Source organism: Streptomyces adustus (assembly GCF_009377175.1).
Lineage (GTDB): Bacteria > Actinomycetota > Actinomycetes > Streptomycetales > Streptomycetaceae > Streptomyces > Streptomyces adustus.
In genome coordinates this window covers 1-12,474 of record NZ_VJZD01000271.1, presented here as the reverse complement: position 1 = coordinate 12,474, position 12,474 = coordinate 1, and the positions used below count along the sequence as shown (strand labels likewise).

At 74.0% G+C, this 12,474-nt stretch carries 11 protein-coding genes; 7 read left to right on the top strand and 4 right to left on the bottom strand.

The window, feature by feature from the left end:
- The first annotated feature begins 23 nt into the window (after positions 1-23).
- The 4 genes from FNH09_RS39210 to FNH09_RS39195 all read left to right on the top strand — a co-directional run bounded on the left by FNH09_RS39210 (position 24) and on the right by FNH09_RS39195 (position 4,921).
- Positions 24-1,343: an MbnB/TglH/ChrH family RiPP precursor modification enzyme gene (locus tag FNH09_RS39210; protein WP_152894645.1), complete on the top strand. Its 1,320-nt coding sequence runs from the start codon at positions 24-26 to the stop codon at positions 1,341-1,343.
- Between the two features lie 152 nt (positions 1,344-1,495).
- Entirely contained in the window at positions 1,496-2,278 is a 783-nt protein-coding gene (locus tag FNH09_RS39205; protein WP_152894644.1) for a DUF4142 domain-containing protein, read from the top strand.
- A gap of 79 nt (positions 2,279-2,357) precedes the next feature.
- On the top strand, positions 2,358-3,134 hold the full coding sequence (locus FNH09_RS39200) for a TIGR04222 domain-containing membrane protein (RefSeq protein ID WP_152894643.1): 777 nt from the start codon (positions 2,358-2,360) through the stop codon (positions 3,132-3,134).
- A 125-nt stretch (positions 3,135-3,259) separates the two neighbouring features.
- Positions 3,260-4,921 (top strand): alpha/beta hydrolase, encoded by a 1,662-nt coding sequence (locus FNH09_RS39195; protein ID WP_152894642.1) that lies wholly within the window; start codon positions 3,260-3,262, stop codon positions 4,919-4,921.
- Between the two features lie 110 nt (positions 4,922-5,031).
- Here FNH09_RS39195 and hemQ read toward each other — a convergent pair whose 3' ends face one another.
- On the bottom strand, positions 5,032-5,763 hold the full coding sequence (hemQ, locus tag FNH09_RS39190; RefSeq protein WP_152894641.1) for a hydrogen peroxide-dependent heme synthase: 732 nt from the start codon (positions 5,761-5,763) through the stop codon (positions 5,032-5,034).
- 4 nt (positions 5,764-5,767) lie between these two features.
- Positions 5,768-7,234, bottom strand: coding sequence for a protoporphyrinogen oxidase (hemG, locus tag FNH09_RS39185; protein ID WP_152894640.1), 1,467 nt, complete (start codon positions 7,232-7,234; stop codon positions 5,768-5,770).
- A gap of 220 nt (positions 7,235-7,454) precedes the next feature.
- On the opposite strand from hemG, the gene FNH09_RS39180 reads away from it, so the two are divergent.
- Both FNH09_RS39180 and FNH09_RS39175 read left to right on the top strand, forming a co-directional pair.
- Positions 7,455-8,483 carry a DUF4349 domain-containing protein gene (locus FNH09_RS39180; protein WP_152894639.1) on the top strand — a complete coding sequence of 343 codons (1,029 nt, stop codon included), beginning with the start codon at positions 7,455-7,457 and terminating at the stop codon, positions 8,481-8,483.
- 47 nt (positions 8,484-8,530) lie between these two features.
- The gene (locus tag FNH09_RS39175) at positions 8,531-9,919 is read left to right on the top strand and encodes an FAD-dependent oxidoreductase (RefSeq protein WP_420802827.1); all 1,389 of its coding nucleotides are present in this window, start codon (positions 8,531-8,533) and stop codon (positions 9,917-9,919) included.
- Positions 9,920-10,037: 118 nt separating this feature from the next.
- Here the strand turns inward: FNH09_RS39175 and FNH09_RS39170 are convergent, their stop codons facing one another.
- Positions 10,038-10,340, bottom strand: coding sequence for a hypothetical protein (locus FNH09_RS39170; protein ID WP_152894637.1), 303 nt, complete (start codon positions 10,338-10,340; stop codon positions 10,038-10,040).
- A 140-nt stretch (positions 10,341-10,480) separates the two neighbouring features.
- Here FNH09_RS39170 and FNH09_RS39165 point away from each other — a divergent pair, with 140 nt between their 5' ends.
- A complete protein-coding gene (locus FNH09_RS39165) occupies positions 10,481-11,305 on the top strand; it encodes a rhomboid family intramembrane serine protease (protein WP_162469767.1) in 825 nt (274 codons plus the stop codon).
- Between the two features lie 29 nt (positions 11,306-11,334).
- Here FNH09_RS39165 and hemE read toward each other — a convergent pair whose 3' ends face one another.
- Positions 11,335-12,402 carry a uroporphyrinogen decarboxylase gene (gene hemE, locus FNH09_RS39160; RefSeq protein WP_162469766.1) on the bottom strand — a complete coding sequence of 356 codons (1,068 nt, stop codon included), beginning with the start codon at positions 12,400-12,402 and terminating at the stop codon, positions 11,335-11,337.
- Positions 12,403-12,474 lie beyond the last annotated feature (72 nt).

The window sequence follows — 12,474 nt, the reverse complement described above, 5'->3', positions numbered from 1 at the left end:
GTGGGGGCCCGGAGGAGGGGACCATGGAGCGACTCGGGACGGGCATCGGCTGGCGGCCGGAGATCGCCGACGCGGTGGAGCGCATGCCGGACGTCGACTGGGTCGAGGTCGTGGCGGAGAACCTGTGCCCCGGCCACCTCCCCGCCTCCCTGCGCCGGCTGCGCGAGCGCGGGGTGACCGTGATCCCGCACGGTGTCTCGCTGGGACTCGGCGGCGCCGACCGCCCCGACGAGGGCCGGCTGGCCGCCCTCGCCGAGCGGGTCGAGACGCTGGGCGCGCCGCTGGTCACCGAGCACATCGCGTTCGTACGGGCCGGCGGGCCGCTGACCGCCTCCCCGCGGCTGGAGGCCGGCCACCTGCTGCCCGTGCCCCGCACCCGGGACGCCCTCGACGTGCTGTGCGAGAACATCCGTATCGCGCAGGACGCGCTGCCCGTGCCGCTCGCCGTGGAGAACATCGCCGCGCTGTTCTCCTGGCCGGACGAGGAGATGACGGAGGGGCAGTTCCTGTACGAGCTGGCCGACCGCACCGGTGTGCGGCTGCTCGTCGACGTGGCCAACCTGCACACCAACCACGTCAACCGCGGTGAGGACCCGGCCGCGGCGCTCGCCGCGCTCCCCCTGGAGGCCATCGCGTACGTGCATGTCGCGGGCGGCTTCGAACGGGACGGCGTCTGGCACGACAGTCATGCCCACCCGGTGCCCCGGCCGGTCCTCGACATCCTGGCCGACCTCGCCGCCCGGGTGGCACCGCCGGGCGTCCTGCTGGAACGGGACGAGAACTTTCCCGAGCCGGGGGAGCTGGCACGGGAACTGGGGGCGATCCGGGACGTCCTGGAGACGGGTCGGGCCGCCGCGGCCGACCGGCCCGCGCCCACGCCGCCGGCCGCGGCGGCCCCCGTCGCCGAGCACCTGGACCCGGCCCGGCAGCGCCTCGCCCTCGCCGAGGCCGCGCTGCTGTCCGCGCTGGTGGCGGGGACGCCCGCGCCCGAGGGGTTCGACCGGGTGCGTCTGGGGGTGCAGGCGCGGGCGCTGGCCAGGAAGCGGGCCGACGTCGTGGCGAAGGTCGCCCCGGAACTGCCGGAGATCCTCGGCGACGAGTACCGGCCGCTGTTCCTCGGCCACGCCCAGCGGCGTCCGATGACGGGTGGCTACCGGCGCGACGCGCTGGACTTCGCGGCGGACCTGCTGCTCGCCGGACGGCCGGCGGACGGGCGGACCCGGCGGGCGCTGCGGGAGTGGTGGCTGGAGCGGTCGGGTCCGGCGCCGCGCTCCGCCCGGCCGGGGGTGCGGCTCGCCCGCGCGACGCGTCAGGCACTGCGCCGAACGTCGAGCCGCCACTGAGCAGCCACTGAGCAGCCGCCGAGCGGCCGCCGAGCGGCCGCCGAGCGAGCTGCAACCCCATTCTCCGGTACGGCAGTTGTCGTAGAAGCCGGGATAACACGGCTGTCCCGTGCCGAAGCCGGTTAGCGTGCGGTGCCGCAACAGGAGGCACCATGCGACGACCCCGACCCCCCGTGCCCGGCAGAGGCCCGTTCAGCGGCACCGGCCTCATCATCGTCTGTCTCGTCGCCACCATGGGCGCGCTGCTCTACCCGATCTGGTCGTACACCGACCGGCCCCCGACCGGCGTGGACGTGCTCGGCGCGCAGACCGTGCCGACGCGGTACGGGCCGCTGTCCGGTCTCGACCGCGACTTCGTCACGCAGGTCCGGCTGGCGGGCCTGTGGGAGCTGCCCGCGGGACAGCAGGCCCGGCGCAAGGGCACCACGCAGGCCGTACGGGCGGCCGGGGAGCACCTGGTCGAGGGGCACACCTACCTGGACGCGCGGGTGCGGAACGTCGCCGCGCGGCTGGGGCTCGTGCTGCCCGACGGGCCCGACGCGCAACAGCGTTCCTGGCTAAAGGAGTTGGACGCGGCGCGGGGCACGGAGTACGACCGCAGGTTCGCCGACGTCCTGCGGCTCGCGCACGGCCGGGTGTTGACGGTCGTCGCCCAGGTGCGGGCCGGCACCCGCAACTCCCTGGTGCGCGACCTCGCCGACGACGCGATCACGACCGAGCTGGACCACATCAGGGTTCTGGAGGCCACCGGATACGTCGACTTCGACGCCCTGGCCAGGGAGTTGGACGGCACGAGCACCCCACCGACGGTCACCCACTTCCCCGTGCCGCTCGACCCGACGACGGACCCCGCGGGCACGGTGCCGACCGCGCCGGAACCGGGCGCCTCCCCGTCCTACCCCCTGCCGCCGGCCACCTCCGGCCCGCCTCCGTGACGTCACATCCCCACAACACTCCGTCCGGATCGTGAACAGGGCATGGCGTCTCCCGGTGCCCTTGGCATAGAAACACGGCATGTTCTGGGTCCTTTTCCTGCTGTCTGCCTGGTCCGTGGCCGCCGTCTCGTGCACCCGCCTGTGCCTGGCCGCCGCACGCGCGGCCGCCGTCGACACGGACCCGGACGCGACCCACGATCTGACGCTCTACGAAGCCGCGTTCCTGTCCGGCGGGCCCGCCCGGGTCGCCGAACTGACCCTGGTGTCGATGGCCCGTCAGCGTCGGCTGCTGCTCGCGCACACCGGCTGGGCGACCGTCGTCGACCCGCGCGGGCGGGACGACATGGAGCGGTCCGTCATCGGGGCGATCGGCCCCGAGGGCCAGTCGCGCATAGCGCCCGTGCGGGCCGGCGCGGCCGCCGCCGACGCGGTGCGCACCCTCGCCGACCGGCTGGTGAGCGCGGGCCTGGCCGTACCCGACGGGGCCCGTACGACGGTGGCGGCGGGCGTCCGCCAGGTGCGGGCCGCCGCGCTGACCGTCCTGGTGCTGGGCGCCGTCGCACTGTCGATGCCCGGCCAGCCGGACATGCCGCGCACTCTGGTCGCCCTCTGGTTCGGGCTGCCCCTCGCACTCACCCTGAGCTGCCTCGTGATCGCGCGGGTCGAGGTCCACCCGTACTCGCGCTGGGCCTCCCCGGCCGGACAGCGGCTGCTGGGCGCCCTGGTGCGGCAGGGCGGCGGCCCCGGCGACGACCGCACCTACCTCACGACGGTCGCGGTGCGCGGGGTCCGCGCCGTCGGCGAGCCCGAACTGCGGGCGGCCTTCGAGCAGCGCACGCCGTACTGGCACGACTGACCGCGCCCGCGCCCGGCGGGGGCGCATGGAGGCATTGGCGCCGACACCGGCAGGCGGTGCTTGCCTTCCCGCACACCCCGACGAAACATCCCCTTTGTCGCCGCCGTGCTTCGAAGGGATCCGCGATGAGAGCAGCCGTCGTCCACTCGGCCGCCGGGTCGTTGCTGCTGACCGCCCTCGCCGCCGGTCCGGCCGGCGGCAGCACCGGCGCGCCCGGCGCGATGAGCGAGCGCGAGGGCACCACGGTGGCCGCCGCCCGCGCCGCCGAGACCGGTATCCGCTTCGGCGCGTGCACCGAGCTGCCGGACGCGCCGGACAGCCTTCGGTGCGGCACGGTGAGCGTCCCGCTCGACTACGCGCACCCGGACGGCAAGCAGATCAAGCTGACCGTCAGCCGGGTGCCGGCCACCCACCGCGACCCGCACAACAGCAAGCGCCGGGTGCCGCGCAAGGGCGCCCTGGTCTTCAATCCGGGCGGCCCGGGCAGCTCCGGCATGTACTTCCCGCTGGCCGGCGCGATCCCGCAGTGGAAGCGCATCGCGGCGGCCTACGACCTGGTCGGCTACGCCCCGCGCGGCGTCGGCCGCTCGGCACCGCTGTCCTGCCAGGACCCCGAGCACTACTTCAAGGGCCCCGCCCTGGCGCCGGTGCACCCCTCGGAGTCGTACAAGCGGGAGCGCATCGCACGGGCCAAGGCGTACGCGCAGGGCTGCGCGAAGCGGTCGGGCAGCGCGCTGCGCCACTACACCTCCCTGAACAACGCCCGTGACCTGGACGTCCTGCGGGCCGCGCTCGGCGAGCCGAGGCTGACGTTCATGGGCGCCTCGTACGGCTCCTACTTCGGGGCGCTGTACGCGACCCTGTTCCCCTCGCACGTGGGCCGGATGGTGTTCGACGCGGCGGTGAACCCCGATCCCGCGCAGATCTGGTACCGCAACAACCTCGCCCAGTCGGCGGCGTTCGAGGAGCGCTGGACGGACTTCCGGGAGTGGGTCGCCCGCCACCACGACGTGTACGGGCTGGGCACGACGGCCGCGGCGGTGGCGAGCAGCTACGAGAAGGCGCGGACCCGGCTGGCCGCCCGGCCGGCCGGTGGGAAGGTCGGCCCCGCCCAGTTGCAGAACGCGTTCCTCCAGGCCGGGTACTACGACACGTACTGGCCCTCGCGTGCCGCGGCGCTGTCGGCGTATCTGAAGGGCGACCCGCGGCCGCTGGTCGCCCTGGCGGCGCCGGTCACCCGGGCGGCCGCCGAGGCGGAGAACGGGAGCGCCGTCTACACGGCCGTGGAGTGCAACGACGCGCCCTGGCCGACGGACTGGAAGGTGTGGGACCGCGACAACACGCGGCTCGCGCGAGTGGCGCCGTTCGAGACCTGGGACAACGCCTGGGCGAACCTGCCGTGCGCCTACTGGCCGGTGCCGCGGCAGCAGCCGCTGGATGTGCGCACCGGTCCGGGTGAGCTGCCGCAGACGCTGATCCTGGCCGCCGAGCGGGACGCGGCCGCGCCCTACGACGGCGCTCTGGAGCTGCACCGGCGGCTGGCGGGCTCGGTGCTGGTGACCGAGCGGGACGCCGGCACGCACGGTGTCGCCGGCGGTCCCAACCGCTGCGTCAACGGCCATCTGGAGGCGTATCTGCTGGAGGACCGGCTGCCGGACCGGCGCGCGTCCTGCGCACCGCGCCCGGAGCCGGTGCCGACGGCCGGCACGCACCCGGGCGCGAAGTCGGGCGCGAAGCCGGGCGCGAAGCCGAAGCCGGCCACGAGGTCGCAGCCGGTGCGGGGCTGACGGCCGGCCGCCGGGGACCGGCAGCCAGGGACCGACAGCCGAAGACCGGCAGCCGGGGACCGGCGGCCGGCGTCCGAGGGCTCACCCGGCGGGGAGCCCTCGGGCCGGGCTCAGGCCAGGCCCGCGACCAGCTCGGCGATGTCCTTGCGGCGGCCCGTGTAGAAGGGGACCTCCTCGCGGACGTGCATCCGCGCCTCGGAGGCACGCAGGTGACGCATGAGGTCGACGATGCGGTACAGCTCGTCGGCCTCGAAGGCCAGCATCCACTCGTAGTCGCCGAGGGAGAACGAGGCGACCGTGTTGGCGCGCACGTCGGGGTAGCCGCGGGCCATCTTGCCGTGGTCCGCGAGCATCCGGCGACGGTCCTCGTCGGGCAGCAGGTACCAGTCGTAGGAGCGCACGAAGGGGTAGACGCTCACGTAGTTGCGGGGCGTCTCGTCGGCGAGGAACGCCGGGATGTGCGAGCGGTTGAACTCGGCGGGGCGGTGCAGCGCCATGTTCGACCACACCGGCTCCAGGGCGCGCCCCAGCTTCGTCCGGCGGAAGAGGTTGTACGCCTCCTGGAGCTGGTCGGAGGTCTCGGCGTGCCACCAGATCATGAGGTCGGCGTCGGCGCGCAGGCCGGACACGTCGTAGGTGCCGCGGATGGTCACGTCCTTGGCGGCGAGCTGGTCGAACAGCTCCTGGACCTCGTCGGCGTAGCCCGCGCGGTCCTCGGGCAGCACGTCCTTCAGCCGGAAGACGGACCACAGGGTGTAGCGGATGACCTCGTTGAGGTCCTTGGCCAGCTTGCCCTTGTTCGGGATCCTGCCGGACTCGGTGGTGGGGGCATCTTCACTCATGGGGCTATTCTCCCGCTCCGCCGTGCAGGCTCTGCACCGGGTGGGCGGTGAGTTCCTGCACACCGCGCAGGTCGCCGCCCAGCTGGTCGACCGCCGCGTACGCGCTCGCGATGCAGGCCGGGATGCCGACCCCGTCGTACGCCGCGCCGCACACCGCCAGGCCCGGGACCGCGGCGACGTGCTCGCGGACGCGGGCCACGCGCGCGTGGTGGCCGACGGGGTACTGGGGCAGGCCGTCGGTCCATCGGGTGACCCGGGTCTCCAGGGGGACGGCGTCGAGGCCGGTGGCCTCCTTCAGATCGTGCCGGGAGACCGTCACGAGAGCGGCGTCGTCGCGCTGGAGGATCTCGGTCTCGCGGTGCCGTCCGACCGAGGTGCGCACCACGACCACGTCCGGGTCCTCGTCGGCGATCCAGCCCCACTTGCGGGAGGCGAACGTCGACGCCTTGATGGTGCGCCCGTCCACCGGCGGGACGAGGAAGCCGCTGCCCTCGGGCAGGGCGGCCGCGTCGTCGCGCCGGTAGGCGAGGCTGATCAGCGCCATCGAGGCGTACTCCACCGTGTCCAGTTCGGCGGCGGCCGCGGGGCAGTCCTCGCGCAGCAGGCGGGCGGTGTCGCGGGCGGGGGCCGCGAGGACCACGGCGTCGGCCTCCTCGACCCGGCCGTCGGTCAGGATCCGCCAGCCGTCGCCGGTGCGGCGCAGGCCGCGCACCGGAGTGTCCAGCCGGATCTCCCCGCCGCGCGCCCGTACCGAGTCGGCGACGGCGAGCGGGAGCCGGCCCACTCCGCCGGCGATGCCCATGAAGACGGGTCCGGCCGGCTGGTTCGCCGCCGTCTTCGCCTGGATCTCGCGGACCGCCTCCGTCAGCGAGTCGTGCGTGCGCGCGGCCTGGTAGAGCTGGGGGACGGCGGAGCGCAGCGAGATGCGGTAGGCGTCGCCCGCGTAGACCCCGCCCAGCAGGGGTTCCACCAGCCGGTCGACGACCTCGCGGCCGAGCCGGGCCGCCACGTACTCCCCCACCGCCACGTCGTCGCCGACCTCGGTGCGCGGCAGGCGGGCGTCGTCGTCGATACGGGCCAGGCCCTCGTCGGACAGCACCCCGGCCAGCGCGGCGGCGGTACCGGGGACACCCATCACATGGCCCTTGGGCATCGGGCGCAGGGCGCCCCGGGTCCAGATCGAGGCGGTCGCGGTGGCCGGCGGCTGGAGGTCGTCGGCAAGACCCACCTCACGGGCCAGCTCCACCGCCTCCGGTCTGCGGGCCAGCATCGACTCGGCGCCGAGGTCGACGCGCACGCCCGCGATCTCGCCCGGCAGCAGCTTGCCGCCGACCCGGCCGGACGCCTCCAGCACGGTCACGCGCGCCCCGCGCTCCAGCAGCCGGTGGGCAGCGGCCAGCCCCGCGATCCCGGCCCCCACGACGACGACATGCTGCGTGCCCGTGCCCGTATCCGTATCCGTTGCGCTCATGACCCCACTCTCTCAGAGCCCTCCGACACTCCCTCAGAGCCTTTCGGCACTCCCTCGGGGCCCACCGGCACCCCCTCGGGGCCCTCCGACACTCCCGCGGGCCCCCGGTGTCCTGGACGAGTCCCGACCGTGACCGCATCGCGACCGGCCGCCGCAAACGTCCCGGGCCGCTGCGGCGTCGAAGGAGCGTCAGTCGTCACCACCCCGGGGGGAGACCCACATGCGCGCACCACACCCCGTCCCACGTTCCGCACGGCGTTCCGCGCCGCCTTCCGTACGGCGTTCCGCCCGGGCCCTGGCCGGGGTGCTGCTCGTCTCCGCCCTGGCCCTCGCGGGATGCGGCGCGGGCGCGGACGAGAGGTCCGCCGGCGCTTCCGACGCCAAGGCCGCGGCCGGGCCCGAGGCGCAGACGGACACCGGTTCGCAGGCCCGGGCGGGCGCCGCGGACAGCAGCGGCAGCGGCAGCGGCAGCGGCAGTGCGAAGACGGGCACGCCGCCGGTCCTGTCCACCAGCCACATCATCCGCACCGCCACGCTGACCGTGCAGGTCAAGGACGCGGCGAAGGCCCTCGAATCGGCCCGCACCACCACCGAGAACGCGGGCGGCTACGTCGGCGACGAGACCACCACCCGGGACGCGGACAGCGGCGAGACCACCCGGGTCGTGCTGCGCGTGCCGGTCGAGCGGTACGACGAGGTCCTCACCGGTCTGGAGGGCACGGGCAAGCTCCTGGAGCGCACCGCGAAGGCCCAGGACGTCACCGACCAGGTCGTCGACGTCGACAGTCGGGTCAAGTCGCAGCGCGCCAGCGTGGCCCGCATCCGCGAGCTGATGGACCGGGCCGCCAAACTCTCCGACGTGGTCACCCTGGAGGGCGAACTGAGCTCCCGCGAGGCCGACCTGGAGTCGCTGCTGGCCCAGCAGGCGTCCCTCAAGGACCGGACGAGCATGGCCACCATCACGCTCTCCCTCTTCGAGAAGCCGGTACCGAAGCCCGAGAAGAAGGACGAGGACCCCGGGTTCGTGGACGCGCTCGCGGGCGGTTGGGGAGCGTTCGTGACGATGCTGCGCTGGCTCGCGGTGGCGTTCGGTGCGGCCCTGCCGTTCGCGGCCGTGGCGGCGCTGCTGGTGCTGGCGTGGCTGCGCCTGATCCGGCCCCGGCGCCGGAACCGGCCCGCACCGGGCGGACCGGGCCTGCCCGGCGCCGACCGGAACGGCCCGGCCCTGAACGGACCCGATCAGCGCTGAACCGGCAGCACCGAAATGCCCGTCCCCCGTAGCGTGTTCGTATGAGCATGAGCCGTGTGAGCCCTAGGGCAGAGCGACTGGTCGTGATCGGCGGCGACGCCGCGGGAATGTCCGCGGCGTCCCAGGCCCGCCGACTCAGGGGTCCGGACGAACTGGAGATCGTGGCCTTCGAACGCGGCCACTTCACGTCCTACTCGGCGTGCGGCATCCCTTACTGGGTGGGCGGCGACGTCACCGAACGGGACCAACTGATCGCCCGCACGCCCGGGGAGCACCGCGAGCGGGCGATCGATCTGCGGATGCGCACCGAGGTCACGGAGATCGACATCGCCGGGCAGCGGGTACGCGCGCGTGACCTGGACCGCGGCGCCGAGTCCTGGACGTCGTACGACAAGCTGGTGATCGCGACCGGGGCCCGGCCGGTGCGTCCGGAGATGCCGGGCATGGACGCCCCGGGGGTCCACGGGGTGCAGACCCTCGACGACGGCCAGGCCCTGCTCGACAGCCTGGCACGCACGCGTGGCCGGCGCGCGGTGGTCGTCGGCGCGGGCTACATCGGTGTGGAGATGGCCGAGGCGCTCATCAACCGGGGCTACGGGGTGACCGTCCTCAACCGCGGCAAGGAGCCCATGTCGACGCTGGATCCCGACATGGGCCGTCTGGTGCACCGGGCGATGGAGGGCCTCGGCATCACCATGGTCAACGACGCCGAGGTCACCAAGGTGCTCACCGGCGACGACGGGCGGGTACGGGCGGTGGTCACCGAGGACGCGGAGTACCCGGCCGACGTGGTCGTGCTCGGGATCGGCGTACGCCCGGAGACGTCCCTCGCGCGCGCCGCCGGGCTGCCGCTGGGCCACCACCACGGTCTGCTCACCGACCTGGCGATGCGGGTGCGCGGCCACGAGAACATCTGGGCGGGCGGCGACTGCGTGGAGGTGCTGGACCTCGTCTCGGGACAGGAGCGGCACATCGCGCTCGGCACCCACGCCAACAAGCACGGCCAGGTCATCGGCACGAACGCGGGCGGCGGCTACGCCACCTTCCCCGGCGTCGTCGGCACGGCGGTGAGCAAGGTCTGCGACCTGGAGATCGCGCGCACGGGGCTGCGCGAGAAGGACGCGCACCGGGTCGGGCTGCGCTTCGAGGCGGTCACCATCGAGTCGACCAGCCGGGCGGGCTACTACCCGGGCGCCTCGCCCATGACGGTGAAGATGCTCGCCGAGCGCCGTACGGGACGGCTGCTCGGCGTGCAGATCGTCGGCCGGGAGGGCGCGGCGAAGCGGGTCGACATCGCCGCGGTCGCCCTCACGGCCGGCCTGACGGTGGAGCAGATGACCGCGCTGGACCTGGGGTACGCGCCGCCCTTCTCCCCGGTGTGGGACCCGGTGCTGGTGGCCGCCCGCAAGGCGGCGGCCAAGGTGCGCCCCGCCTGAGAGCCCGGGTGTCCGGGAGGCCCGGAGACCCGGAGACCCGGAGGCCAGGAGACCCGGAGGCCCGGGAGGTCAGGAGGCCAGGAGGCCCGGGTGCGCCCTCGTGGCCTGGGCGGAGCGCTCAGGCCGTGCCGGTGATCCGGGGCAGCGAGGCCACGGACGCGCTCGCGGTCGTGGCGGCGGCGGCCGGCTGCTCACCGGCCGGCCGCGCGTGCGCCGCCGACGGCCTGACGGTCCGCAGCCGGTTGCCGACCGCCTCGTCCAGGGTCACCGGCCGCTTCAGCTGCGCGGCGAGCCGCCCCGCCTCCTGGCCCAGCCGGGCCACGTCCTCCCACGGCAGCCGCACCACCAGCGAGATCTCGGCCTCACCGTCCGGCAGTGCGTGGATCGCGGGCAGAGCCTGAGCGGTCACTCCGTCGTTCATCGCCTGATCCTCACGTCGTCCCCGCGTCACGTCTTCCCCGGACCGCGGGCGGTTGACGACTCATACGCATGTACGGACGCCGGTGTTCACCGCTCCTTCGTCCACCGGTTCGTCCGGCGCTTCGCGGGCAGTAGTCCCTTGTGGTCATCCCCGTGCACGACGTCAACCCGGTGCGCCGCACCCCGTGGGTGACGTACACGCTGATCGCCGCGAACGTCGTGGTGTTCCTGTTCACGCCGGGCCTCGCCGGCTCCGCGGCGGCCGGCGACCACCTGGCGCGGCTCTGCCAGCTGCACGCGTTCCTGGACCACTACGCGGCGGTGCCGAGGGAGTTGATCCACCATCAGCTGCCGGGGACCGTCCCCACCGGCGCCGTCGGGATCGGCGCGCAGGGTCCGGGCTGTCTGGTCGGCCCGCCGGGCTACGCCAAGTCCCCGCCGCTGTCCGTGTTCACCGCGATGTTCCTGCACGGCAGCTGGCTGCATCTGCTGGGCAACATGCTGTTCCTGCTGATCTTCGGGAACAACATCGAGGACCGCATGGGGCACGTCCGCTTCACGCTGTTCTACGTCGCCTGCGGCTATGCGGCCTCGTACGGCTTCGCACTGCTCAACGACACGTCGTCCGACCCGCTGATCGGCGCCTCGGGGGCGATCGCCGGCGTGCTGGGCGCCTATCTGGTGCTGTATCCGAGGGCACGGGTGTGGGTGCTCGTCCCGTTCCTGGTCTTCCTGCCGCTGCGGCTGCCGGCCTGGCTGGTGCTCGGCTTCTGGTTCGTGCTCCAGGCGGTGTACTCGTCCGGCGAGGGCGTCTCCGAGGTGGGCACGGTGGCGTACGCGGCGCACATCGTCGGTTTCCTCACCGGGATGCTGCTCGCCTGGCCGCTGCGGCCCGGCACCCCACCGCCTCCGGAGCCGCGCGGCCTGCTGTTCGGCAGGCGGGCGCGACCCCGGCACTCCTGGTGAGGTGGACAGGGCCTAGGGCGAAACAAGCCCTAGCGGGCGGTGTTGGCGTGGACGTACTCCACGAGCCGGGTGAGCGCGTCCGGGTCGGTGGACGGCATCACGCCGTGACCGAGGTTGAAGATGTGGCCCTCCAGGCCCGCGGCCGCGTCGAGGATCTCGCGCGTCTTGGCCTCGACGGCGTCACGGCCGGCGAACAGCACGGTCGGGTCCAGGTTGCCCTGGAGCGCCTTGCCCGGTCCGACCCGGCGGACGGCCTCGTCCAACGGCACCCGCCAGTCGACGCCGACGACGTCCGCGCCCGCCTCGCCCATCAGGCCGAGCAGCTCGCCGGTGCCGACGCCGAAGTGGATGCGGGGCACGCCGTACCCCTCGACCGCACGGAACACCTTCGCGGAGGCGGCCATCACCGAGCGCCGGTAGTCCGCCGGCGCCAGCGCGCCGGCCCAGGAGTCGAACAGCTGGACAGCGCTCACGCCCGCCTCGATCTGGACCTTCAGGAAAGCCGCGGTGATGTCGGCGAGACGGTCGAGCAGGTCGGCCCAGAGCTCGGGGTCGCCGTACATCATCGCCTTGGCGTTCTCGTACGTGCGCGACGGGCCGCCCTCGACGAGGTAGCTCGCGAGGGTGAACGGGGCGCCCGCGAAACCGATGAGCGGGGTGCCGCCGAGTTCGCGGGTGAGCAGGCCGATCGCCTCGACGACGTAGGGCACGTCGTCCGGGGTCAGGTCGCGCAGCTGCGCCAGGTCGGCGCGGGTGCGGATCGGCCGCTCGACGACCGGGCCGACGCCGGGCTTGATGTCGAGGTCGACGCCGATGGCCTTGAGCGGGACGACGATGTCGCTGAAGAAGATCGCCGCGTCCACGCCGTGCCGGCGCACCGGCTGGAGCGTGATCTCGGTGACCAGCTCGGGGCGCATGCAGGACTCCAGCATCGGGATGCCCTGGCGCACCTTGCGGTACTCCGGCAGGGAGCGGCCGGCCTGCCGCATGAACCACACGGGCGTGTGCGGCACGGGCTCACGCCTGCACGCCTTCAGGAAGGGGCTGTCGTACGTCGCTGTCGGCTGCTGGCCCGCGGGGCTTCCGTTCGCACTCACGCCGGCAAGTCTCCCACGACGGCGGAGCGCCCCGGGCCGGAGTGCGGGGCGACGTACGGACCGGGGCGGGGG

Bases quoted from the DNA above. Each gene is read 5' to 3' on its own strand.
- FNH09_RS39210 (WP_152894645.1), top strand. From the start codon at position 24: ATGGAGCGACTCGGGACGGGCATCGGCTGGCGGCCGGAGATCGCCGAC.
- FNH09_RS39205 (WP_152894644.1), top strand. From the start codon at position 1,496: ATGCGACGACCCCGACCCCCCGTGCCCGGCAGAGGCCCGTTCAGCGGC.
- FNH09_RS39200 (WP_152894643.1), top strand. From the start codon at position 2,358: ATGTTCTGGGTCCTTTTCCTGCTGTCTGCCTGGTCCGTGGCCGCCGTC.
- FNH09_RS39195 (WP_152894642.1), top strand. From the start codon at position 3,260: ATGAGAGCAGCCGTCGTCCACTCGGCCGCCGGGTCGTTGCTGCTGACC.
- hemQ (WP_152894641.1), bottom strand. From the start codon at position 5,763: ATGAGTGAAGATGCCCCCACCACCGAGTCCGGCAGGATCCCGAACAAG.
- hemG (WP_152894640.1), bottom strand. From the start codon at position 7,234: ATGAGCGCAACGGATACGGATACGGGCACGGGCACGCAGCATGTCGTC.
- FNH09_RS39180 (WP_152894639.1), top strand. From the start codon at position 7,455: ATGCGCGCACCACACCCCGTCCCACGTTCCGCACGGCGTTCCGCGCCG.
- FNH09_RS39175 (WP_420802827.1), top strand. From the start codon at position 8,531: ATGAGCCGTGTGAGCCCTAGGGCAGAGCGACTGGTCGTGATCGGCGGC.
- FNH09_RS39170 (WP_152894637.1), bottom strand. From the start codon at position 10,340: ATGAACGACGGAGTGACCGCTCAGGCTCTGCCCGCGATCCACGCACTG.